The sequence below is a fragment of the Streptomyces phaeofaciens genome (assembly GCF_014648915.1).
GTDB lineage: Bacteria > Actinomycetota > Actinomycetes > Streptomycetales > Streptomycetaceae > Streptomyces > Streptomyces phaeofaciens.
Map to the genome: position 1 here is coordinate 57,145 of NZ_BMSA01000022.1, position 22,511 is coordinate 79,655.

Annotated in this window: 17 protein-coding genes and 1 pseudogene; 4 read left to right on the plus strand and 14 right to left on the minus strand. The window is 75.4% G+C overall.

Translation table 11 applies throughout. The annotated features are described in order from the left end of the window. Window positions 1-21: 21 nt before the first annotated feature. Window positions 22-228 carry a hypothetical protein gene (locus tag IE275_RS31240; protein ID WP_189715352.1) on the plus strand — a complete coding sequence of 69 codons (207 nt, stop codon included), beginning with the start codon at window positions 22-24 and terminating at the stop codon, window positions 226-228. A 245-nt stretch (window positions 229-473) separates the two neighbouring features. On the opposite strand, the pseudogene IE275_RS31245 reads toward IE275_RS31240, so the two are convergent. The 9 genes and pseudogenes from IE275_RS31245 to IE275_RS31285 all read right to left on the minus strand — a co-directional run bounded on the left by IE275_RS31245 (window position 474) and on the right by IE275_RS31285 (window position 14,502). Continuing rightward, window positions 474-1,362: pseudogene (locus tag IE275_RS31245) on the minus strand (LLM class flavin-dependent oxidoreductase). Window positions 1,363-1,475: 113 nt separating this feature from the next. Next, the gene (locus IE275_RS31250) at window positions 1,476-2,549 is read right to left on the minus strand and encodes a glycoside hydrolase family 5 protein (protein ID WP_189715354.1); all 1,074 of its coding nucleotides are present in this window, start codon (window positions 2,547-2,549) and stop codon (window positions 1,476-1,478) included. 271 nt (window positions 2,550-2,820) lie between these two features. Beyond that, on the minus strand, window positions 2,821-3,858 hold the full coding sequence (locus IE275_RS31255; RefSeq protein WP_189715356.1) for a rod shape-determining protein: 1,038 nt from the start codon (window positions 3,856-3,858) through the stop codon (window positions 2,821-2,823). Window positions 3,859-4,138: 280 nt separating this feature from the next. Then, window positions 4,139-8,419, minus strand: a complete 4,281-nt coding sequence (locus tag IE275_RS31260; protein WP_189715358.1) for an SAV_2336 N-terminal domain-related protein — start codon at window positions 8,417-8,419, stop codon at window positions 4,139-4,141. Further along, window positions 8,419-9,453, minus strand: coding sequence for an AAA family ATPase (locus IE275_RS31265; RefSeq protein WP_189715359.1), 1,035 nt, complete (start codon window positions 9,451-9,453; stop codon window positions 8,419-8,421). The genes IE275_RS31260 and IE275_RS31265 overlap by 1 nt, the downstream gene beginning before the upstream one ends. 42 nt (window positions 9,454-9,495) lie before the next feature. Further along, window positions 9,496-11,205 (minus strand): VMAP-C domain-containing protein, encoded by a 1,710-nt coding sequence (locus tag IE275_RS31270; protein ID WP_189715361.1) that lies wholly within the window; start codon window positions 11,203-11,205, stop codon window positions 9,496-9,498. Continuing rightward, the gene (locus IE275_RS31275; protein WP_268255308.1) at window positions 11,202-11,606 is read right to left on the minus strand and encodes a CU044_2847 family protein; all 405 of its coding nucleotides are present in this window, start codon (window positions 11,604-11,606) and stop codon (window positions 11,202-11,204) included. Before IE275_RS31275 ends, IE275_RS31270 begins: the two co-directional genes overlap by 4 nt. A gap of 119 nt (window positions 11,607-11,725) precedes the next feature. Next, entirely contained in the window at window positions 11,726-13,063 is a 1,338-nt protein-coding gene (locus IE275_RS31280; RefSeq protein WP_189715363.1) for a carboxyl transferase domain-containing protein, read from the minus strand. After that, the gene (locus tag IE275_RS31285) at window positions 13,060-14,502 is read right to left on the minus strand and encodes an acyl-CoA synthetase (RefSeq protein WP_189715365.1); all 1,443 of its coding nucleotides are present in this window, start codon (window positions 14,500-14,502) and stop codon (window positions 13,060-13,062) included. The genes IE275_RS31280 and IE275_RS31285 overlap by 4 nt, the downstream gene beginning before the upstream one ends. Before the next feature lie 160 nt (window positions 14,503-14,662). Here IE275_RS31285 and IE275_RS31290 point away from each other — a divergent pair, with 160 nt between their 5' ends. Beyond that, window positions 14,663-15,532, plus strand: a complete 870-nt coding sequence (locus IE275_RS31290) for an ATP-grasp domain-containing protein (RefSeq protein ID WP_189715366.1) — start codon at window positions 14,663-14,665, stop codon at window positions 15,530-15,532. 66 nt (window positions 15,533-15,598) lie between these two features. On the opposite strand, the gene IE275_RS31295 is transcribed toward IE275_RS31290, so the two are convergent. After that, window positions 15,599-16,207, minus strand: a complete 609-nt coding sequence (locus IE275_RS31295; RefSeq protein WP_189715368.1) for a hypothetical protein — start codon at window positions 16,205-16,207, stop codon at window positions 15,599-15,601. 124 nt (window positions 16,208-16,331) lie between these two features. Here IE275_RS31295 and IE275_RS31300 point away from each other — a divergent pair, with 124 nt between their 5' ends. Together IE275_RS31300 and IE275_RS31305 are read left to right on the plus strand one after the other, a co-directional pair. Next, a complete protein-coding gene (locus IE275_RS31300; protein WP_189715369.1) occupies window positions 16,332-17,105 on the plus strand; it encodes an IclR family transcriptional regulator in 774 nt (257 codons plus the stop codon). After that, window positions 17,102-17,950: an SMP-30/gluconolactonase/LRE family protein gene (locus tag IE275_RS31305; RefSeq protein WP_189715371.1), complete on the plus strand. Its 849-nt coding sequence runs from the start codon at window positions 17,102-17,104 to the stop codon at window positions 17,948-17,950. The genes IE275_RS31300 and IE275_RS31305 overlap by 4 nt, the downstream gene beginning before the upstream one ends. A 60-nt stretch (window positions 17,951-18,010) precedes the next feature. Here the strand turns inward: IE275_RS31305 and IE275_RS31310 are convergent, their stop codons facing one another. From IE275_RS31310 to IE275_RS31325, 4 genes are all read right to left on the minus strand, one after another. Next, window positions 18,011-19,411 (minus strand): NAD(P)/FAD-dependent oxidoreductase, encoded by a 1,401-nt coding sequence (locus tag IE275_RS31310; protein WP_189715374.1) that lies wholly within the window; start codon window positions 19,409-19,411, stop codon window positions 18,011-18,013. Between the two features lie 65 nt (window positions 19,412-19,476). Continuing rightward, on the minus strand, window positions 19,477-20,652 hold the full coding sequence (locus tag IE275_RS31315) for an MAB_1171c family putative transporter (protein WP_189715376.1): 1,176 nt from the start codon (window positions 20,650-20,652) through the stop codon (window positions 19,477-19,479). Beyond that, window positions 20,649-21,836 carry an MAB_1171c family putative transporter gene (locus IE275_RS31320; RefSeq protein ID WP_189715378.1) on the minus strand — a complete coding sequence of 396 codons (1,188 nt, stop codon included), beginning with the start codon at window positions 21,834-21,836 and terminating at the stop codon, window positions 20,649-20,651. The genes IE275_RS31315 and IE275_RS31320 overlap by 4 nt, the downstream gene beginning before the upstream one ends. Beyond that, window positions 21,833-22,339 (minus strand): toxin, encoded by a 507-nt coding sequence (locus IE275_RS31325; RefSeq protein WP_189715380.1) that lies wholly within the window; start codon window positions 22,337-22,339, stop codon window positions 21,833-21,835. Before IE275_RS31325 ends, IE275_RS31320 begins: the two co-directional genes overlap by 4 nt. Between the last annotated feature and the right edge of the window lie 172 nt (window positions 22,340-22,511).

Sequence of the window (22,511 nt, forward strand, 5' to 3'; positions counted from 1 at the left end):
CGGCCTGGAGGGCGGACCGACATGTACTACCTGATCCTGGGGCTCGTGAGCCTCTACGCGGGGCTCCGGGTGCTCGCGCTGCGCCGCCGGCAGCTCACCGCGTCCGCCGGGCCGTCCCCCCAGCTGATCCTGAGACCCGCGGTGCTCGCCGTGGTCGCCGCGGTCGCCGTCGTGGGAGGCGCCTTCCTGCTGGCCGGCGGGGCCCTGCTGCTGGCCCGGGGGAGCTGAGCGGCGGGGCCCGGCACCGGCCTTTCCGCCAGGCATATTCACTGACGTGGGCATGCCTCGGTGGTGAGCTGGGTAAGGGACCGTCGGGAGGGGCGTCCTCCCGAGACGAGGCATCCCGACGACGAGTCCCGATGCACCCAGGAGGGCGTCATGAACCGACAGACCCGCGTTCGCGTCATCCGCCGGCCCGCGGCCCCCCGCGACATGCCGATCGACCGCCGGACCCCGTCGGGACGGCTGCTGCCCTACTGAGCGTCCGGCCCTCGGCCCGACGCCTGAAGTACGGCGGCCAGTTGCCGCAGCGGCTCCGCGCCCACGATCCGCAGGACGACGGTGTCCGCGCCGGCCGCCGCCAGGTCGCCGATCCCGGGCCGCTGCCCCTGCCGCGTCGCCGGAGACGGTGAAGACCTCCTCCCGCGGCCGGCCCAGCCAGGCGCCGTGGCCCTCGGTGTGGGGGGCGAGGGAGCGGGACACCTCGTCCGGGTCGTCGCCGACGCGGGCGAAGGCGAACACCGTCAGGGTGTGGCCGGGGCCCGCGCCGCCCTTGGTGGTGAGGGCGCGTACATGCTCCAGGTCGCGAGGGCCGTGGCCCTCGGCGATCAGGGTGCCGTCGGCGACCCGGCCGGACAGTTCCAGCGAACGGGGGCGCACCACGCCCGCGATCACGGGCGGGACGTCGGCCGGCGGATGCACCAACCGCACGCCGTCCAGGCGTACTTCACGTCCCGCCAGCTCCACGCGTTCCCCGCGCAGCAGCGCCCGCACGGAGGTGATCGTCTCCTCCAGCAGGGCCAGCGGGGAGCGGGCCGCGACGCCCGCCTGGGCCATCCACTCCTGTACCCCGTGTCCGATTCCGGCCACCAGCCGGCCCGGGAACACCCGTGCCAGGGTGGCCAGTTCCATGGCCAGCAGCGCGGGGCTGCGCAGCGGGGCGGGGGCGATGCCGATGCCGACCCGCAGGCGCGCGGTCGCGCCCAGGGCCACGGCGGCGGCCGACACCCCGGCGTTCCAGCCGAGGTCCTCCACCACCCACAGGTCGTCCGCCCCGAGGGCCTCGGCGGCCCGCGCGAACCCGGGCAGCCCCTGCGGGTCCCAGTCGCGGTCGTACATCACGCCGATCCGTACGTTCGTCATGGTTGCGGAACCTGTGCCTCGGTCGAGTGGGTGGTCGATGGGGCGTTGCCCGGCCGGCGCCGAGGCCCCGTCCGCCCGGTGGGCGGGGCCTCGGCGGGCGGACGGCGGGCGGGTCAGTCCGCGACCGGCCGGCCGCGGCCCCAGGCCCAGGCGAGGCGGTCGGCACCGGATCGGTTGGTGGTGGCCAGCCAGGGGCGGTCCGGGTCGCCGACGAGCTTCTGGAGCGAGTACGTGTCGTCGGTGCGCAGCCCCGGCCAGTACACCGAGCCCATCTTCAGCTCGCGGAAGGTGTCGGTGACGGCCTGGACGTAGTTGACGTAGTTGTCGTCCGGCGTCTTCACGTTGTAGTCCAGGCCGGTCGTCATCGGCGCGCCGAACTCGTCCGCGACGGTCCGGCCGGCGCAGTCGCCGATGCGGACCTTGAGGTCGGCCACCCACTCGTCGTAGGTGGCGTACGACTTCCAGAAGCCGTAGTGGTGCAGGGACAGGTAGGTGCCCTTCAGGCGGGGGTCGGCGCAGACCGAGGTGACGTGGTCGTTGTAGCCGGCGCCGCTGACGAAGACCCGGTCGCGCGGGACCTTCGGGTACGTCGACAGCCACTTCGCGGCGATGTCGGCCCACTCGGTGTCCGTGTAGCCGTGCGGTTCGTTCATCGGCTCGAAGTAGACGTGCCGGTCGTTCTTGTACGCCTTCACGACGGTGTCCCACATCGGCCAGTAGGCGGCCTCGTCGTCGATGAAGCCGTCCTTGCGGGCGCCGGTGCCCTCCCAGTAGGACAGGATGACCTTGAAGCCCCGGTCGGAGGCCGCGTCGACGACCGCGCGGTACGACTTCCAGTACGTGCCGTCGACCGTGTACGGGTTGATGGGCAGCCGGACCGTGTCGGCGCCGAGGTTCGCGCGGAACGCCGAGATGATCCGGTCGGCCTTGGTGTAGGTCTGCCGGTAGGTGTCGGAGGTCGACAGACCGGACAGCTGGAGGAGGTCGTCGGCGAAGTTGTCCCGCGGATCGGCCCAGTTGACGCCCTTGAACGAGGTCGGGTCGAGGGCCGGGGCGGCCGCGGCCGGGGAGGCGGTCGCGGGGGTGGCGGCGAGCGTGCTGCCGCTGATCGCGGCGACGGCGACCGCGACGAGCGCGGCGCGCAGCCGGGGGGAGACGGAGGAGGCTCGGGTGGGGGTCTTGCGCATCGACGTGCCCTTTCGGAAACGATGTTTGCGTAAACATCGCGCCCCGCGGTGGCTGATGTTTACGTAAACATGGCGGCGCCGGAATCGTGGCACCCGGCCAGGTGATCGTCAAGGTTTCGGGCACGTAACGTTCGGGGGCCGAGGGGCAGTTGCGCATCGCGGGACGGCGGCGGGCGGGCGGCGGGACCGTGTCGGGACGGCGGCGGGGCGGCCTGGACCGGCCGCCGCCGCCCCCGGAGCGGGCAAAAGCCCCCGCCGCCGGCCGACGGGCTCAGGTGGCCAGCGGGTTCAGGATCAGGGGGGCGATCCTGCCCTCCAGCATGGCGCCCAGGCCCTGGGCGGCGCAGATGTCGGGCCGCTCGGCGATGTGCACCGGCATACCGGTGGCCTGACGCAGCATGTGGTCGAAGCCGGGCAGCAGCGCGGAGCCGCCGACCATCATGATCCCCCGGTCGGCGAGGTCGGCGACCAGGTCCGGCGGGCAGTCCCGCAGCACCCGCCCGATGCCGTCCAGCACGGCCGTGAGCGGCGTCTCGATGGCGTCCCGCACGGCCGCCGTGTCGACCCGGACCGAACGGGCCAGACCGGTGGCCACGTCCCGCCCGTGGATCTCGGTGACATCCGGGCCGTACGGGGTGAGGCCGTTGCCGGAGAGGGCGAGCTGGAGCGGCCGAACCGACTGGCTGGGCAGCATCAGCTCGTGCTCGTGCCGCAGATGCTGGACGATCGCGTGGTCCACCGCCTCCCCGCCGACCGGGACGCGCTCGGCGGTCACGATCGACCCCAGGGAGAGCACGGCGACCTGGGTCGCGGCCGCCCCGCACACCATGACCATGGTGGCTTCCGGCTGCTCCACGGGCAGTCCGCAGCCGACGGCGGCGGCGATCAGGGTGTCGACGAGTTCCACCCGCCGGGCGCCCAGGCCGACCAGCGTCTCGATCGTCGCGCGCTGGGCGAGCGGGCCGGCGTCGTGCGGGGTGCAGGCGGCGGCGCGCAGGAACGGCTTGCGGCGCAGCTGGCGGCGGATCTTGTCGCCGAGCAGATGGCGCAGCATGCGCTGGGCCATGTCGATGTCGACGACCGTGCCGCCGGAGACCGGGCGCATCACGCGGATGTAGTGCGGGGTGCGGCCGGTCATCTTCTCGGCGAACTCACCGACCGCGATCAGCGCCCCGGTACGGGTGTTCACGGCGGCGACGGACGGCTGGTCGACGAGGAGCCCGGCCCCCTTCACGAACACCCGGGTCCGCGCCGCACCGAGGTCGACGGCGAAGTGGCAGCGGCGCAGCTGGTCCAGACTGGCGGTCATGGCAGGTCCTCCCGAGAGCGCAGACCGTGGCGGCCGCCGGGCGGGCGGGCCTCGTGCCGGTGGGGCCGCCGGGCGGTCGGCCTCCTTCGCATCGTGCGGGGGCGGGGAGGGGGCCGCCTTTTCAGGTGGGCCGGGCGGGGAGCGGCCGAATGGGGGTTCTTCTGCCGCATGTCCGAGATGTGCTCCGGATAAAGGGCGGGCGGAGGTGCTAGAGGGGCCCGCCCGCCGACCCGCGCCGCAGGCCTGGGCCGGACCGCCGCAGGCCTGGGCCGGACACGATCTAGAGCGCGCGGGCCGACTCCAGTACGGGCGTGAGCGACGACACGGTGAGCTCGCAGCCCGCCTCACGCAGCCGCTGTCCGACCGTGGGATTGCGGGCCAGACCGATGAACCGCAGCCCCACCTGCTGGGCGGCGGTCAACTCGGCCAGCGTGGAACCGATCAGGACGCCGGTGCGGGCCGGGGTGCCGTGCGGGCGCAGGGCGCGCAGCAGACAGTCCGGGTCCGGCATCAGCCGGGCGAGGTCGTCGGCGCGGCCGTGCGTCCCGGCGAGCAGCGGCAGCCGGTAGGACTCCAGATACCGGTGGACGGCCCGCTCGCCCACATCCGTGACGACCCCGACCCGGCGCCCGGAGCCGTGCAGCGCGCGGACCAGGGCGGCGGAGTGATGGGTGGCCGGGGCGTCCGGTACGGCGCGCAGCTCCAGGCCGTCGAGCCGGTCCCGCAGCAGCGGGCCGAGCCGGTCGTGGGCGAAGGCCCGCAGCACGTCCAGCGGGTGCACGAACAGCTCCCGCGCCGCGTTCCGGTCGCCCGCCGGACGGCCGGCCAGGGATTCCTCGGGGTCGCGGTGCTCGGCGACCAGCGCCAGCAGGTCCAGGGCGGCCTCCCGGGCGGCCGTCGCCGGGAACAGCCGGGTCAGCGGGCCGTCGAAGCCGAGCAGGACGGTCTCCGCGTCGGCCAGCAGCTCCGACAGCGGGCGGGCGGCGGCGCCCGGCCGGGGGACCTCCGGCGGCGGGGCGTGCTCCGGCGCGAGCGTGGCCGTGCACGTCACCTCGACACCCGGGACCGGCCAGCGGCCCAGCTGGGCGTTGACGGCCCGCTGCGCGCCCGCCGGGCGGCGCGGGGAGTGGTGCCGGGTGATCCGCGCACCGGCCTCCGCCACATGGGCCAGCAGCCGTGCCGCCACCCCGGTGACCTCCGCCCGCACGAACGCCACCGGGTCGGCGACCCGCCAGGTCAGCTCCACGGCGGCCGTGAACGCGCCCTTGCCGGAGCTGGGCAGGGAGATCCGGTGGACCGCGTGGTGCGGGGTGAGGTCGACCTCGTAGTAGCTGGCCGGGCGGTGCGGGCCGCCGCCGTACGGCTGGGCCGGGTCGAGGAGCGTGAGCGGGACGTCGGGCCGGGTGTGCACGAGCGCCGTCCGGCCGGGCGCGGGCACACCGAGCTGACGCAGGTCCCGGGTGATCAGGGGCCCGCGGACCAGATCACGGTCCGCCGCCGGCGTGGGCGGCAGCGGGCAGTACCAGGCGACGGGCGGGGCGTCCGGGCCGTCGCCGTACAGCGGGTGGAAGCGGTGCGGTCCCGCGGCGGCGGAACTGCCGGCGAAGGCCTCGAAGAGGGCGGGCGGGACGGTGAGCAGGACGGGCGCGGGGCTCTCGGGGGGGTCGGCGAAGGTGCCGGAGCCGTCCCGGAACGTCACCCGCAGCCGCGGCGGATCGGCCAGTGCGGCCAGCGGGCCGGGCAGCCAGCGCAGGGCCGCCGCCAGCACCGGCAGGAGATAGGCGTCGGGGGCGAACTCGACGACGTACCCGTCCCTGCGGACCCGCGTCTCGTACTGCTGCGGCGTGAGATCGCCCCGGGTGAGGACCTCGTGGACGGCGTACTCGAGGGTGATCCGGGACTCGGGACGGGCGGTGAGGTCGGTGGCGGTCTCGAAGAGCAGGGCGGGGGCCGGTGCGGGGGCGGCGGGGCGGTCGGCCTCGAGACGGTCCCGGAGATCGCGCAGCCGGGCGCGGGTCGCCTCGGCGGCGGGGCCGGGGACGCCGTCGAGGGGGTCGCCGTGGAAGAGGCCGAGGGCCTCGGACGGCCTGCCCTGGGCGAGGGCCTCCTCGCAGGCGACGGCGTCGATCTGGATGCCGGGCGCGTGCAGGGCGTAGCCGTCGGACAGGGACGCCACGGTGCCGGGGCCCAGCAGGTCGGCCAGTTCCCCGGCCGACAGGTCGACGAGGTGGGCGGACTCGGGGTCGTGCGGCTGTTCCCCGAGGCCGGTGGCCAGTTGGTCGTAGGTCATACGGCGGCCGGGCCGGTGGACCAGCATGCACAGCAGGGCCTGGGCCTGCGGGGAGGGCAGGGGCAGGGACTCCTCGGCGCGCCCGACGCGCAGGGGGCCGAGCATCCGGACGCGCAGGGGGCCGGGGTCGTGGTCCGCCAGCAGTCCGGTGTTCAGGCCGCCCTGCTCGACCAGCGTCTCGCGGACCTTCGCACCCGTCCCCGGCAGCCTGACGGCCAGCCGGTTCAGCAGCCGGCGGAGGGTGTCCCGGTCGGCCGCCGCACTCCGGTTCCGGGACCTTCGGCCCAGCGCGAACCGGCTGAGGACGACGGTGCCGTCCGGCCGCAGCAGCAGGCCGTCCTCGCCGTCCTGGCCGCGCACCAACTCCCGCAGGTGCAGGGCCCGCAGCCCGGCGTCGACGCCCGTGGCCAGCTGGACGAACACCGGCACGGACACGCCGGGTCCGCTTCCGTCGAGCAGCTCGTTCAGCGTCACCCCGTCCATGAACTCGGCGACCAGATACGGGGTGTCGCCCGCCACGCCGTGGTCCAGCACCCGCACCACATGCGGATCGTCGATACCGGCCAGCGCCTTAGCCTCCCGCAGGAACCGTTCCTGCGGCGCCGGCTGCTCCGGGTACAGGTGGACGACCACGGGCTCGTCGGTGCGCACGTCCAGCGCCTGCCACACCCGGTGTCCGGGCCCGCGCCGCGTCAGCAGCCGGTAGCGCCCCGCGAACAGTTGCGGGTCCGGCTCCGGTGCGCCGCCCAGCCTTCGTACGGTCTCCTCGCTCACCGTCGCGAAGGCCGGGCCGCGTTCCTCGCCCCCGCCGCCGCCCGGCTCCGCGCGGAACTCGCCCGCCGTCAGGCCCGCGCGGGCGTCGATCAGGCCGCCCACCCGGTCGAGGAGTTCACGGGTGCGGCCGCGGGCCGTGCGGGGCAGTGTGCGCAGGAGGAGTTCGCGGACGCCGGGACGGAAGTCGTACGAGCCGGGCGGGCCGGGGACCGCCGTGAGCATGCCGCTGAGGATGACCTCGGCGAGATGCTGCGGACGCGGATCGCGTTCCACGGCACGCTGCACGAGCCGCATCACCGGGACGGAGGGCAGGGCGAGGGCCAGGTGTCCGGCGAGCCGGAACGCCTCCGGGGACGCCGTCGCCCGGAAGCGCAGCACCAGGTCCTGGGCCGGGAGCGCGGCCGGGGCACCGGGCGGCGCCGGGGCCGGCGCGGGCGGCAGCCAGGCCGCCGCGCCCGGAGCACGGCCGCCGCCCGGCAGCGCCACCAGCGCCGCCCAGTTGGCCAGCCACGGCGCCCCCGGCTCCAGCACGGGCAGCGGGAGCGCACCGGGCGGCGCCGGCGCGGCCTCCGGGTCGTACGGGGTGAACGTCAGGGTGGAGAGCGGGGCCGCCGCCCCGGGGGCCAGCAGCACGCCCGGCAGCGCCGGCAGCGCCGTCGTGGTCCACAGGTGTTCCGGCAGCGGCTGGACGACGGCCAGCGGCATCCGGGCCGCCCAGTGCCGCAGGGTGCCGTACCAGCGGGTGCCCGCGGGGCCGGCGCGCCACTGCGGGCCCGTGCAGTCGCTGACGACCAGCGTGAGGGTGCGGCCGTCCGCCGGGTCGGGGACGTGCCGTGCCCGGCCGTCGGGTGTCGCCGTGTGCAGGGTGACGGTGCGGAAGACGCCCGACTGGGCCAGCACGGTGTGCAGTTCACGGATCAGGGGGCGCCAGACGGGCATGGTCGGGCCCGTGTCGTGGACCAGGTTGAGCCGCAGCCAGCGGTCGTGGGCCGGGCGGAACACGGGCAGCCAGACGTCGGGATGCGCGCCCAGCCGGGCGATGCGGTCGGCGGTCGCCCGCTCGTCCAGGAGCCGGGCGCGCGCCGACGGCACCGTGCGCTTCAGCGGACGCAGGGCCCGCTGGAGGGCGAGCGGGCGGGGCAGCATGGGGGGCGCGGGTGCGAGGAGCGGAGAACCGGCACCGGCGCCTGACTCCCCGTGGCCCGTGCCGGGCTCGGTGCGCGCCGGCAGGTGGAGCGGGACGCGGTCCGCGGGCGCGGCGGGCGGTGTGCGGGGCGCGGCGGGCGGCGCCTCGGGAACGGCCGGGCGCGGCGTCGCCGCCGCCGGCTCCGTACGCCCCTCGGGAGGCGTCTCCTCCCGGTCCTCCGACAGGCCCGCCAGCCACAGCAGTTCCGCCAGTTCGCGTGCCGTCGGCGGGGTGTCCGTCGCGGCCGCCAGCAGGGCGGTCAGCCGCTCCAGTGCGGCGCTGTCACCGGCCCCGGTCCCCTCCGTGGCCATCAGAAGCCGTCGCCGTCCGCCGTCGCGCTCAGATACGGCATCAGCTGCTCGGCCAGCGCGTCGCGGGAGTCCGCGTCGAGACCGGCGACCCCGGTCAGGTAGAGGGCGTTGAGCAGCTGGTCGGTGGCGAGTTCGCCGTCGGCGGCACGGGCGAGGAAGCGCCCGATGAGGTGTTCCGCCTCGCCGGCCGGGGTGTCGAGATGGGCGCGGACGATGTCGGTGAGCTGCTCGCGGTCGGGGCGGCGCAGCTTGAGGCGGACGCAGCGGCGCAGGAACGCGGGCGGGAACTCGCGCTCGCCGTTGCTGGTGAGGACGACGAACGGGAAGGCACGGCAGCGGACCCGGCCCCGGGTGACGGTGACCGGGGTGTCGGTGCCGTCGGCGAGGACCTCGGCGGTGGTGCCGTCGGCCGAGTGGCGGGCGGCGCGCATGAGTTCGGGGATCTCGTACTGGCCCTCCTCCAGCACGTTCAGCAGGTCGTTGGGCAGGTCGAGGTCGCTCTTGTCGATCTCGTCGACCAGCAGGGCGCGCGGGCGTTCGTGGGGGAGCAGGGCGGTGCCGAGCGGGCCGAGCCGCAGATGGTCCTCGACGCCGCCCCGCAGGCCGGTGTCCGTCCCGGTCCGGGCCGCCTGGCGGGCGGCGTAGAGGCGGGACAGCGGGTCGTACTGGTAGAGCCCGTCGGCCAGGGTGGAGCGGCTGGTGATGTTCCAGCGCAGGACCGGGCCCAGGCCCAGCTCGCGGGCGACGGCGTACGCCAGGGAGGACTTGCCGGTGCCGGGCGGGCCGGTGACCAGCAGCGGGCGGCGCAGCACGAGCGCCGCGTTGACCAGTTGCACGCTCTCCGGGGTGGCGACGTACGTCCTGGCGCGGTGCACGCGGTCGGGGGAGACGGCGGCCCCGTCGTCGGCGTCCCGGGGCGCGGGCAGGACGGGTTCGCCGTCGAACGCCCGCCAGGGCGGCGGCGGGGGCAGTCGGTCGATGCCGTCGTGCGGCTCGCTGTCACTGTTGCCGGTGTAGACGGACCAGTCGGGCATGGTTCTCCGAACCTCTGGCGGGCGGTGGGGCGGTCGGGCCGGTCAGGCCACGGGGGAGTGGGCGGCGGCGGGCGCGGGGGCGCCGTGCGGGTCGGTGAAGACCCGCGGGTCGTCCCACAGCAGCTGGATGTCGCGCGCCCAGTGGCCCTCCTCCGCCTCCGCCTCCTCGCGCAGCGCCAGGATCCGGCGCGGCAGTTCGGCGGGCGGGACACCGGCGACACAGGCGTCCAGCTCGTCGAGGAACGACTTGCCCGCGCAGCCGTCCCCGCCCGCGCACGCCTCCTCGGTGCCGTTCGCGCAGCCGCCCCGGGACCAGACGACCAGCGGCGCGGGTGCGGTGAGCGTGACGTCGAAGTGCGGGCGGGTGCCGGGCGCCGCCGGGGCGGTGGCGAAGCCCGCGAGACAGGCGTCGGGCTTGCGCAGCCGCATGCGGAGCCGGGGCGGTTCCTCCGGGCTGCCGCACTCGACGCGCAGGACGCGGGCGCCCGGCACGGAGTCCAGGCGTCTCCAGGCGCGGGTCAGCTGGTGCCGGGCGCCGGCCCGGCGCCGGGCCTGGTCGGTGACGACCAGCGGGTACACCGAGCCGAGCGGGGTGTCGTCGTCGGGGGCGCTGGCCCAGCGGTCGACGGGCAGGTCGATCCAGTCGCGCGGCAGCGCGAAGGCGATCAGCTCGTCGGAGCCGGGCGTCAGATAGCGGAAGGCGGCCTCGATCCGGTCCTGGACGTAGGCCCGCAGCCGGGCCCGCGGGACGGTGTCGGAGCCGACCGGGTGCCGGCGCCCGCCGCTGTACGCGGACACCTCGACGCGGACCTGCCCGTCGCCCGCGCCGCTGTGCTGGAGGTCGACCAGGATCGGCGACCAGTCGGGGGCGGGCGCCGCCTCGGCGGGCGCGTGGAGCAGCGCCTGGAGCCGGTCCGCGAACCGGGCGACGGTCGCCGCCGCGTCCGCCCCGTCGATCTCGCAGAGCACGAACAGGGCCGCCGACCACAGCGAGTCGAACCCCTCCTCGGGCGCGGGCGGGTCCAGGGGCCCGGCGGCGGCGCCGTAGAGGCGTACGGGGTCGCAGTCCAGGCCGGCGTGCACGGCGCGCTCGACGAGGCCGCGCAGCCGGGCGCGGTCGGCCGAGCGGTGGTCGGAGGTGGGGACCAGGCCCTCCAGGCCGGGCCAGTGCCGGGCCATGACCTCGGTGGGCATCATCCGCCCGTTGTTCACCCCGGGGTCGCCGGCCGCCGCCGTGACCATGCCGACCACCTCGCCGGTGTCGACCAGGGTGACCGCGGCGCCGCTGAACCCGGGGGCGAGCGGCCGGCCGCCGGGCTGCCAGGCCTCCAGCTGGATCCACTCGCGGCTGAGCAGCTGGGTGGCGGTGATCCGGTACTCGGCGAGGGTGCCCTCGTCGAAGCCGACCGGGAAGCCGTAGACGAGGAGTTTGCGGGGCCGGTCGGGACGGTCGGTGTGCGCCGCGTCGACGGGCGCGAGCGCGGCCGGGGCGATCGGCACCTCCCGGGCGAGCTCCAGGACGGCGAGGTCGCCCGGGTCGGTGACACCGCCGCGCCAGCCGCCGTCGGCGACCACCCGGGCCGGTACGGCGTCGCAGCCGGGGCGCTCGGGGAAGGTGACCGTCAGCGTGTCCTGCGGGGCTCCGCTCACCACATGGGCGCAGGTCAGCACCTTGCGCGGGGTGATGAGGAAGCCCGCCCCGGCGATCCGGCCGGCGGTCTCGATCCGGGCGTGCCACTCGGCGCTGATCATGACGCGGCTGCGGGCCCCGGCCCCTGAGCGGCGGGTACGGCCGGGGCGGGTACGGCGGCGGGGGCGGCCGCGGCGGGTGCGGTGCCGGGCGCGGCGGCGGACGGCGACCAGGTCAGCCGCACCACGAGATGGCCCTCGGCCGTGCCCTTGGCGATGATCGCGCCGGTCTCCGCGGAGAGTTTCACCCCGAACTCGATCTCCACCCCGTCCGGCCGTAACGAGCCGTCGCGGAACACCCGCAGCGCGGACTCGGCGGCCGTGCGCACGCTCTCCAGGGCGCCCTCGAAGGTACGGGCCGCCTGGACCGTACCGTCGCCGCGGGCCACCAGCCGGGAGCCGGGCCGCCCCTCCGTGACCGCTTCGACGGCGACCACGGCCCCGTCGTCGGTCCTGAACTCCACCAGTCCTTCCACGGTTCCCCCGTCGTCCCTTCCGTACGGTCCTGCGGCTCTGTGCATCCCCATTGTCACGGACGGTACTACGGACGGCACTTGGGGCTGTCCCGTTTCTTCCGCCGTTCTCACGGGGCCGGACGGTCCGTCGTGCGGATCACCCCCAGTTCGGCCAAGTCCTGGGGCCGGATGCGGAGTCGGTCCGCCGTCGTCGCCACCTCCTCCGGGGGACGCTTGAGGATCGCGGCGGCGAGTTCGGGCGCGATGACGGAGAAGTAGCTGTCCGGCACGGCCCAGGTGCGGCCGGGCGCGGCGAGCGCCAGCGCGCCCCCGGAGCCGCCCTCGCCGATCACCAGCGTGGTCAGGGGCGTCCGGGCGGTGGCGACCGCGCCGAACAGCTCGGCGATCGCCGCGCCCGCCCCCTGCCGTTCCGCCGCCGCGTCGTTGGCCGCGCCCGGGGTGTCCACCAGGGTCAGCACCGGGATCCCGAGCCGGTCCGCGAGCCGGATCAGCCGGGTGGCCGTGCGGTATCCGGCGGGCCGGGTCGCCGTACCGGTCTGCGCGGCGTAGGCGACGGTACGGCCCCGGTGCGTGCCGAAGCCGCAGAGCATGCCGTCGGGGTCGGTGCCGCCGCACCGGTCGCCGGAGATCGCGAGGCGGTCGGTGAAGTAGGCGTCCAGGTAGCGTGCGGCACGCGGCCGCCGTGCCGCCCGGGCCCGGCGCACCGCGTCCCAGCCGGAGGCCGGGAGGTCCGTCGCGCCGAGTGCCCGGGGGACCGGGGCGGGCTCGTGCGAGGGTCCGGTCAGCAGCCGCAGCCACCGGCCCAGCGTCGCCCGCAGCTCCCGCGGGGGGACGACCGCGTCCGCCGAACCCGCGGCGACCTGCGCCTCGGCGGTGTAGGCGGCCGGGTCGGCGTCCGCCGGGCGCACCCGTGACCCGGCGAAGCCGACCTGGGCACCGGGCAGCGCGAGGACCACGTCGGCGCCCGCGCCCAGGGTGGCCCAGCCGCCGCCGGTCGTCGGGTCCCGCAGAACCGCGATCTGCGGCAGCCCGGCCTCCCGGGTGAGCGCGGACTGCCGTGCCACCCGCTGGAGCTGGGTGAGCGCGAGCATGCCCTCCTGCATCCGGCTGCCGCCCGTCGCGATCAACGGCACGACCGGCAGCCGGTGTTCACGGGCGTGGGTGTAGGCGGCCTCCAGCCGGTCGCCGGTGCCCTGGCCCAGCGAGCCGCCGAGGAAGCCGAACTCGAAGGCGATCAGCACGGCGGGGGTGCCCTCGACGCTCGCGACGGCGCAGACCACGGACTCCGACTCGCCGGTGCGCTCGGCGGCGCGGGCCCGGGAAGCGTCGTAGCCGGGCCAGCCGAGCGGGCCGTCGGGCGCGGAGTCCCGCCGCGGCCAGGGGAGTTCGGTGCAGGAGTCGGCGACCAGGGCGAGGGTCTCGCGGGCGCTCGCGCGTGCGGTCACGACGGCAGCGCCCGCTTCATGATCTTCCCCATGTCGTTGCGGGGGAGGGCGTCCAGGTAGCGGACCGCACGGGGGCGCTTGTGCGGGGCGAGCCGCCGGGAGACGTGATCCGCCAGCTCGGCCTCGCCGGGCGGCGCCTCGGGATCCGCCGGCACCACCCAGGCCACGATCCGCTCCCCGAGGTCCGCGTCCGGCTCTCCGGTGACGGCGGCCTCCGCCACCCCCGGATGCTCCAGCAGCGCGTTCTCGATCTCACCGGCCCCGATCTTGTAGCCGCCGCTCTTGATGAGGTCGGTGGCCTTGCGGCCGACGATCCGCACGGCGCCGTCGGGATCGCGCACGGCCACGTCCCCGGTGCGGAACCAGCCGTCGGCGGTGAAGGCGGCGGCGGTGGCGTCGGGCCGGTTGAGGTACTCGGTGAACAGGTTCGGGCCCCGCACCTGGATCTCGCCGACGCTCTCCCCGTCGAGGGCGGCGACGACCGAGCCGTCCTCCTCGACCAGCCGCAGCTCCACACCCGGCAGCGGCACCCCGACGATGCCCGCCCGGGCCTCGCCGTCGGCGCGCACGGAGGTGTTCATCAGGGTCTCCGTCATGCCGTACCGCTCGATCACCCGCCGTCCGGTGGCCGCCGCGATCCGCTCGTGGTCGTGGACGGGGAGCGCGGCCGAACCGGACACCAGCAGCCGGGCCCCGGCGAGCGCCTTGGCCAGCTCCGGCTCGGCGGGCAGCGCCTCGGCGACGCGGTGGTACATCGTCGGCACCCCGAACAGCATGGTCGCGCCGTCGTTCAGCTCCCGTGCGACGCCCTCGGTGGAGAACCGTCCGAGGTGGCGGACGGACCCGCCCCGGCGCAGCGGCCCGAGGACGCCCAGCACCAGCCCGTGCACATGGAACAGCGGCAGGCCGTGCACGAGGATGTCGTCACCGGTCCACCGCCAGGCGTCGGCGAGCGCGTCCAGGGTCGTGGCGATCGCCCGGCGGGGGATGACCGCGCCCTTCGGCGGGCCGGTGGTGCCGGAGGTGTACACGACGAGTGCGGGATCCTCGTCGCCCACCGGTTCCCCGGAAGGCGCCCCGACGCCGTGCACATCGACGTCGATCCGCTCGATCCCGGCCGCCGCGGCGGGCAGTTCGTCCCCCGGGGCCGCCAGCAGCAGCTCCGGGGCGCTGTCCCCCAGGATGTGCCCGAGTTCCTTCTCGCCCGACTTCGGGTTGAGCGGCACGGCGGCCGCCCCGGCGAGCAGCACGCCCACCACCGCGACGGCGGTCTCCAGCGAGGGCGTCGCCCACACCGCGACCCTCCCGGACCCCCGCACCCGCTCCCCGACGGCCCCGGCCGCCGCCGCGAGCTGCGCATACGTCAGAGACCGGGCCCCGAACCGCAGCGCGACGCGCCCGGACGGATCATCGGCCAGGGCCGGGAAGAGAGAGGACACGCGCACTCCTAGGCTCATCGGTGACGACAGAGGCCTACCTACCCTGCCCTGTCCCCGGGCCATCGCCTCCACCACGTGGGCCACCCCACAGCGGGCGTCCGGCGAGGGTTAGCCTTCGAAGATCCTATGATCGGACCGCCGTACGGAACTGGAGCCCGCCGTGCCCCGCATCGCCCTCGTCACCTGCCGGCCCGGCCCCGAGGTCTCCGTCGACCGTGATCTGCCGGGGCTGGCCGGAGCGCTGCGGGAGGCCGGGGCGGACGCGCGGGCGGTGGCGTGGGACGACCCGGACACCGACTGGGCCGGCTTCGACCTCGCCGTGATCCGCTCGACCTGGGACTACAGCTGGCGGGCCGCCGAGTTCCTCGCCTGGGCGCGCCGGACCGGCGCGGTGACCCGGCTGGCGAACCCGGCCGAGGTCGTGGCCTGGAACGCCGACAAGCGGTACCTCGGCGAGCTGGCCGCGGCCGGTGTGCCCACCGTCCCGACCCGCTACCTCGCGCCGGGCGAGCCGGCCGAGCTGCCCGACGGCGAGTACGTGGTCAAGCCGGCCTCCGGGGCCGGCGCCCGCTTCGCCGCCCGCTACACCCCCGACGAGCACGACACCGCCGTACGGCAGCTCGCGCGCATGCACGAGGAGGGCTTCACCGCGATGGTGCAGCCCTATGTGCGGGGCATCGACAGCAGCGGGGAGCGGGCGTTGCAGTTCTTCGGCGGGCGGCTGCTGCACGCCAGCCGCAAGGGCGCCGTCCTCGCCCCCGGCACGCCGTACGACGCGCGCAAGACGGCCCACCCGGGCCTGACCCCCTGGCGGCCGACGGACACCGAACTGGCGGTGGCGCAGCGGGCGCTGGCGGCCGTCCCCGACGCACCCGAACTGCTGTACGCGCGCGTGGACCTGGTGGACGACGAGGAGGGCCGCCCCCAGGTGATGGAACTGGAACTGGTCGAACCCAACCTGTTCCTGTCCCTGCACACCGGGTCGGTGGCCGGGGTGGTCGAGGGGATCCTCGACGCGGCCCGCCGTTGACGGCCGTCCGCGTCGAGGGCTGGTCGGTGGTCGGCGGTCCGACGGCCGTCCTCGTCGACGGAGTCCTCAGCGCGGCCCGTCGTGGACGGCCGTCCGCTGGAGCAGTCCCCAGGTGAACTCGGCGACCACCTCCCGCCGTACCCCCGCCGCGTCCGGCGCGGTGAAGGCGAGGCCCCAGCGGGTGGGGGCGCTGCCCTCCAGGGGGCGGGCCGGCGCGAAGGCCTGGGCGGCCTCGTCGACCGTGCAGGACCAGGGGACGAGGTCCTCCAGCGTGCGCAGGTCGGGGGCTTTGGCGTCCGGGGCGCGGACCAGCCACTCGTTCCAGACGGTGTTGGCGGGGGTGAGCAGCACCTCGAAGCGCAGCGTGGGCCAGAGCGGCAGCGGCCATCGCCAGGCCTCGCAGTCGAGGTCGCCGATCCGGCGGGCGGTTCTGGACTCGGGTTCACCGAGGACGGAACGGTAGCGGGCGAGGGCGCCGCGGGTGTGCGGCGAGTGGACCATGGCCTGCCAGCGCTTGTTGGCCTCCCGCATCTGCGCGAGCGAGACGCCGAGCCCGTGGCGGGCGTCCTCGACCAGATCGGGTGCGTGGTCGGCCATGCGGCGCAGCAGCACCAGCTGGAAGTCGAGCAGGGAGAAGGAGCCGGCGAGGCGTTTCTGGGTCGGCATGCGCCCCATCCTGGCCTACCGCGCGTTTCACGACCATTGCCCGGCGCAGGCCGATGTGACTAGCCTGTGTTCGTCATGCCGATCGCCTGTTGAAATATCGAACACAGGCCGACGAACAGGGAGGGGGCCGGTCGTGGGACGCCTCGTACCAGCTGTGACCCGAGCTCTCGACATTCTCGAGCTCTTCCTCGACGGGGACGGGACGCTCTCCGCCCCCGACATAGTGCGCCGTCTGCAACTCCCGCGCACCACCGTGCACGAACTGGTCACCACGCTCTCCGCCCGCTCGTACATCGTCCCCGTGCCCGGACAGCCCGGACGCTACCGCCTCGGCGTCCGCCCGTACCAGCTCGGCAGCCGGTACGCGGAGCAGCTCGACCTCGCCGCCGAGGGTCAGCAGGTCGCCCGCACTGTCGCCGAGACGTGTGACGAGACGGTCCACGTGGCGATCCTCGAGGGCACCGACGTCATCTACATCGCCAAGGTCGACTCCACGCACGCGGTGCGGATGGTCTCGGCCGCCGGCCGCCGGCTCCCCGCCCACTGCACCTCCGTCGGCAAGATGCTGCTCGCCTCCCTCCCGGACCAGGAGCTGACCGCGCGCATCCCCGACGACGCCGAGCTCGTCCGCATGACCCCGAACAGCATCACCGACCCCGGTGCGCTGCGCGAGGCCCTGGCGGAGATCCGGGAGCGCGGCGTCGCCGTCGAGAGCCGTGAGTCCAACCCGGACGTCAGCTGTGTGGCCGCCCCGGTCCGCGACCGCACCGGCCAGGTCGTCGCCGCCCTCTCCATCTCCGTGCCCATGATCCGCTGGAGCGACGAGCGCCGCACCGAACTGGAGCAGCTCGCCGCCAAGGGCGCCGCCGAACTGTCCGAGCTGCTGGGTTACCGGAGCGTGGCATGACGGCCTCGTACGACGTGGCGGTCCGGGCCGAGGCGACCCTCGGCGAGGGCCCGACCTGGGACCCGGCCACCGGCCGGCTGCTCTGGATCGACATCCTCGGCGCCCGCCTGCACTCCTACGACCCGGTCACCGGCCGGCGCACGGTCCGGGTGACCGACCAGCACGTGGGCGCCGCCAAGCCCCGCGCCGGCGGCGGCCTGGTCCTGAACCTGCGGGACGGCGTGGGGCTGCTCGATCCGGACGGCGCCTTCCGCTGGCTCCACCACGAGCCGGTACCCGGCCGCCGCGCCAACGACGCCGCCGTGGCCCCCGACGGCTCCCTCTGGGCCGGCACCATGCGCTACGACGAGGCCCCCGGCGGCGGCACGCTGACCCGCTACGGCGCGGACGGCACGGCCCGGCCGGTGCTCGACGACGTGGCCGTCAGCAACGGCACCGGCTGGAGCCCGGACCACTCCCGCATGTACTACATCGACTCGCCCACCCGGCGCGTCGACGTCTTCGACCACGCGGACGGCCGGGTCGCCGACCGCCGCACGTTCGTCCGGATCGAGGAGGGCGCCGGCTTCCCCGACGGCCTCACCGTCGACGCCGACGGCTGTGTGTGGGTGGCCCTGTGGGACGGGGGAGCGGTCCGCCGCTACACCCCGGACGGCGAGCTGGACCGGGTCGTCACCCTGCCGACCCCGCGCGTCACCGCGTGCGCGTTCGGCGGGGCCGACCTCACCGACCTGTACATCACCACGGCCCGGGTGGGACTGGACGCCCCGCACCCGGTGGCGGGGTCGCTGCTCGTGGTCCCGGGCGCGGGCAAGGGCCTGGCCCAGCCGGCGTTCGCCGGCTGAGGGCCCTGGTGCCGGGGCTCACCGCCGGGCGGCCGACCTAGGCCGTGTCCGACCTGGGGCTCACCGCGCCGTCCGGTCCAGCCCGCGCAGGATCTCCCGTTCCCCGGCGGTCATCGGCGCGCCGGCCGCCGAGGGCAGCGGGGGACCGCTCAGCGTCGCCAGGACCGTCCCGGGCCGCAGCAGCCGCTCCGGCCCGGACGTCATGCTGGTGACGTCCCAGACGGCGGACGCCGCGCGGTAGGAGCCGGTCGCCGTGCGGATCACCCGGCGCGTGTACTTCGTGACCAGCCGGTCCGCCACGGTCGGCGCGCCGCCGCGCGTCTGCGGGAACCAGACGTCCTGGCTGACCGCCATCGTCCAGGCCGCGTTGACCGGCGCGGCCACCCCGCGCTGCACCCGCCGGGCCAGTCCCGGCGCGGTGAGGGCGGTGCGGGCCAGCTCCCGGCTCAGCACCCCGGCCTCCAGCGCGGCCACCGCCATGCCCTGCCCGTAGGCCGGGTTGAAGGTGGCCAGCGCGTCACCGAGGACCACGAACCGCTCGGGCCACGCCCGGGACTTCTCCAGATAGCGCCGGTGGTTGCTGGTGCTGCGGCTGACGTGGATGTCGGTGAGCGGTTCGGCGCCGGAGATCAGCCGGCCCACGATGGGGTCGGGCAGGTCGAGCGTGTACCGCAGGAAGCCCTCGGGGTCCGACGGGGGTTCGCCGCCGCCGCGGGTCCCGGCGAGGCTCACCATCCAGCGGTCGCCCTCGATCGGCAGGACCATCCCGCTGCGGCCCGGCCGGGACAGATACGGGTTGGCCTGCACGATGGTCAGCGGGAAGTCCCCGGCGCCCTCGGGGGTGCGGTAGACCCGGGTGGCGTTGACCAGGCCGGCGTCCACGGTCTTCTCACGTATGCCGGATATCCCGAGTGAATCAAGCCATGTGACGACCCGTGAGCCGCGCCCGCTCGCGTCCACCACGAAGTCGGCCGTCAACTCCTCGTCCCCGTCGGGCGTCGAGAGCCGTACACCCGCCACCCGGTCTGCGTCGCCGAGGAGTTCGCGCACCTGGGCCTTGCGGATCCGCACGTCCGTGTGGGCCAGCACCGCGACCCGGACCGCCCAGTCCAGCAGCGCCCGGCTGCACGTCAGCATCTGCGGGCCCTCGTGGCGCCAGCGGCGGAACCAGCCCTCGGGCGTCAGGGCCAGCATGCCCGAACTGATCGAGATCTCCCGGGCACCCGCCGCGAGCAGGTGCTTGCGCATGCTCATCCCCGGCACCAGGTCCTCCATGGCGGCCAGCCCGCCGGCCATCAGGAGGTGGGCGTGGCGCCCCTGCGGCAGGCCCTTGCGGTGCTCCGGTCCGTCGGGCAGTTCGTCGCGCTCCAGGACGACGACCTCGTCCACGACGGTGGACAGGGCCGCCGCGGCCAGCATGCCGGCCAGACCGGCACCGATGACGACAGCTCTACGCGACATGGGGCTCCTCGAACTCGGCCAGGTGGGCCCTCGGCCATGAAGGCACAGGGCGGAAGGGCAGGTATTCAGCCATGGAAGGCTTTCACCGTACCTTCACGCGCCTTGTCCGAAACAGGAGTTCGGCCCAGAGCCTGCGCCAATTCGACCAGGCCACCGGCCCCGGAGACCTCCGTCGCGTGCAGCCGGTAGGTGCTCGGTGTCTCCTGCGGTTCCTCCTGGGCGGCGGCCCGGCGCGCGGCCTCGGCCAGCATCGCGGCCTCCGCGGCGACCCGCGCCTCGTGCGCGCCGCGGCCCTCCCGCAGGGCGGCCGCCCGGGCCCGCTCGCGCACCGTGTCGTCGAAGTAGGGGGCCAGCGCGAGCAGCGCGTCGTGGATGGCGACCTCACGCCAGTGCAGCCGCTCCTCCGGCAGCTGCCACCAGGAGGCGGGCGGCTTCGGGGCCGTCGACACGAACCCCACCCGGGACCACAGGGGAACCAGCCGCCGGTGGTCGCGCAGCCCGCGCCAGTGCGCCCCGGCGGCCGGCAGCAGCCGGGGCAGCACGAACCCGGCGGAGCAGATCAGCGCGGCAAGCGACGCCATCGGCGGGGCGACGGTGGTGGAGAGGAAGTCCAGGTCGTGCCCCGACCAGCGGGCCACGATCGCCGTGTACTTGGTCAGCTGGAAGCCCGCCAGGTCCAGCAGCGCCCCGACCAGGATCAGCCGCAGCCCCGTCCGCAGCAGCCCGGTGACCTCCCGCCCCCAGCGCACGCACACCACGGACGTCGCCACGATCACGGCCGTGTGCCCGAGCAGATAGAGCACGATCATCTCGCGCATGTACGGGGTGTTCGCGTAGTACGTGTCGAGGTCGGTGAGCCGCTCGGTGTGCGCGTCGGCCAGCGCGAACAGCACCACCACGGCCACCACCAGCGGCCCGTACACGGCGATGGAGCGCAGCACCAGCCGCCGTACCCGACCGGGCGGCCCGCCCCGCCAGTTGATCAGCAGGATCAGCAGCGAGCAGGAGTACGCGGTGAGCATGCCGTACGTCAGCGGGGCGCCGAAGTTCGGGACGCCGGTGAGGGAGTTGACGGCGGACAGGGTCATCGGCGCCGAACAGGCGAAGACGACCGCGCCGAGCAGGATCGCCACGCAGGTGGACACGGTCAGCGGGTTGCGGACGGCCGCCCGGGGGCGGCGGAAGAGCACCGTGGCGGAGAGCGCGAGGACGGCGGCCGCCAGGTAGACGACGACACTCATGCGCGGGAACTCCGTTCGGCCGGTGCGGTCTTTGTGCCGGCCGCGGCGGCGCGGACCAGCGGGGAGCCGGCCAGCGCGTCGGCGATCCGCTCCAGCGCGGCCGGTTCGGGCGCCCGTTGAAGGAACCAGTCGGACTCGCCGCTGTACCGGGCGCCCGCCGGCCCGGCGTCGCGCCGGGCGGCCGCCGCGATGACCGCGGCCCAGGCCGTGGCCGCGGCCCGCTGCGGGTCGCCGGTCAGCCGCAGCTCGGCCCGCAGGGTCTCGTCGTACAGCTCCCGGTCGGCGTAGGCGTCCAGATGGCTCAGCGCGTTGTGGATGCTCGTGAGGCGCCACACCAGGCGGGTGACGGGCGAGGCCCAGCGCGGCCGGGGCAGGCGCAGGGCACGGCGGGCGAGGACGTCGTCCAGTTCGCGCTCCAGGGGTTCGAGTCGGACATAGGTGCGCCAGGCCCCGCACCACTCGGTCAGCCGGGGCCCGGCGAGCGGGATCAGGACGCCGGTGACGGTCAGCAGCGCGCCCGCCCCGGCCACGGCCGGCGAGACGTGCGCGCCGAGCGTCGTCCAGTCGTGGCCGAACCAGTGGGCGGCCACCGCGGCGAGCTTGGCGGCGCTGAACCCGACCCCGCACAGGGTGCCCAGGCCCAGGGTCGTCAGCCCCGCCCGCAGCCAGCCGCGCACGCGGCCGGCCCAGCGCAGTGCCGCCACCGTGGTGGAGCCGACGGCGGTGAGGTGCGCGAGCAGGTAGAGCAGGATCATCTCGCGGATGTAGGGGGTGCTCGCGTAGTAGGTGTCCAGGTCGGTGCGCCGTTCCACCGGCGCCTCGCCCAGCACGAACATCACCGCGATGCCGACGACGACGCACGCGTACGCCACCATCCAGCGCCGCGTGGTCCGCCGCACCCGCCCGCCGCCCCGCCAGCGCACGATCAGCACCTGGGAGGCGGCGCTGTACGCGGTGATCGCGACGTACGTCAGCGGCGCGGCCAGGTTGGCCACGCCGCTCAGGTCGTTGACGGCGCCGACGGTGGGCGGGGCGCCGAGGAAGAAGCAGAGGCCGGCCAGGCCCAGCACCGCGCAGATGGCCCGCAGATAGGGGTCGCGGCGGTGGCGCAGCAGCTCCGGGGCCCGGACCGTCAGGCCGAGCCACAGGACGCCGGCGCTGATGTAGTCGGTCACCGCGGTCACCTGCGGGTGCCCCGGTAGTTGAGCGCGGCGCCGATCCGGCCGGCGAGGTCCTGGGCGTCGTCGCCGTGGACCGCGTACACGGAGTCCGGCGGGGCCTCCAGCCAGGTGCGCAGCCGACGGCCCATCAGGATGCCGAAGCGGTCGGCCTCCTGCTCGTCGGCCAGGGTGAAGTCGGAGCGGGCGGCGGAGTGCAGCCCGGCGCCCGGGGTGTCCGACCGCCGCTGGTGCATGTGCCACACCTCGTGGCAGAAGATGACGATCTGGTGCCAGACGGCGGCCCGCTTGTCCACGATGACGTCGTCATGGGTCTCGCGCTCCAGCCAGAGCCCGCTGGCGGTGTGCGGCGGGAACACCTCCCGGTGCACCACGATGCGCCGCCCCCGCCACTGCTCGGCCGCCTCGACGACCGCGTCGAACAGGACCTCGGGATCCGCGGGCACGGGCACCCGGACGGTGCCGACGAGCACGTCGGCGAGGCGACGCATCTCCCTGTTCGTACGCACGGTTCTCCCCGTGGCTGCGCGGTGTTCGATCCCGTGCAATATGCCAAGACCCGCCCGTCTTCAGCTACCTCCGCCCGGCGGGGCCCGGGCGACGGGAGGGGAGGAAAGGGGTGCAACGGATGAAGCGGCGGCGACGGCCGGCCCGAGGTGGCCGAAAAGCCGCCCGTCGCAT

Bases quoted from the DNA above. Each gene is read 5' to 3' on its own strand.
- IE275_RS31315 (WP_189715376.1), bottom strand. From the start codon at position 20,652: ATGAGTGTCGTCGTCTACCTGGCGGCCGCCGTCCTCGCGCTCTCCGCC.
- IE275_RS31240 (WP_189715352.1), top strand. From the start codon at position 22: ATGTACTACCTGATCCTGGGGCTCGTGAGCCTCTACGCGGGGCTCCGG.
- IE275_RS31305 (WP_189715371.1), top strand. From the start codon at position 17,102: ATGACGGCCTCGTACGACGTGGCGGTCCGGGCCGAGGCGACCCTCGGC.
- IE275_RS31265 (WP_189715359.1), bottom strand. From the start codon at position 9,453: ATGCCCGACTGGTCCGTCTACACCGGCAACAGTGACAGCGAGCCGCAC.
- IE275_RS31295 (WP_189715368.1), bottom strand. From the start codon at position 16,207: ATGGGGCGCATGCCGACCCAGAAACGCCTCGCCGGCTCCTTCTCCCTG.
- IE275_RS31270 (WP_189715361.1), bottom strand. From the start codon at position 11,205: ATGATCAGCGCCGAGTGGCACGCCCGGATCGAGACCGCCGGCCGGATC.
- IE275_RS31310 (WP_189715374.1), bottom strand. From the start codon at position 19,411: ATGTCGCGTAGAGCTGTCGTCATCGGTGCCGGTCTGGCCGGCATGCTG.
- IE275_RS31255 (WP_189715356.1), bottom strand. From the start codon at position 3,858: ATGACCGCCAGTCTGGACCAGCTGCGCCGCTGCCACTTCGCCGTCGAC.
- IE275_RS31260 (WP_189715358.1), bottom strand. From the start codon at position 8,419: ATGGCCACGGAGGGGACCGGGGCCGGTGACAGCGCCGCACTGGAGCGG.
- IE275_RS31250 (WP_189715354.1), bottom strand. From the start codon at position 2,549: ATGCGCAAGACCCCCACCCGAGCCTCCTCCGTCTCCCCCCGGCTGCGC.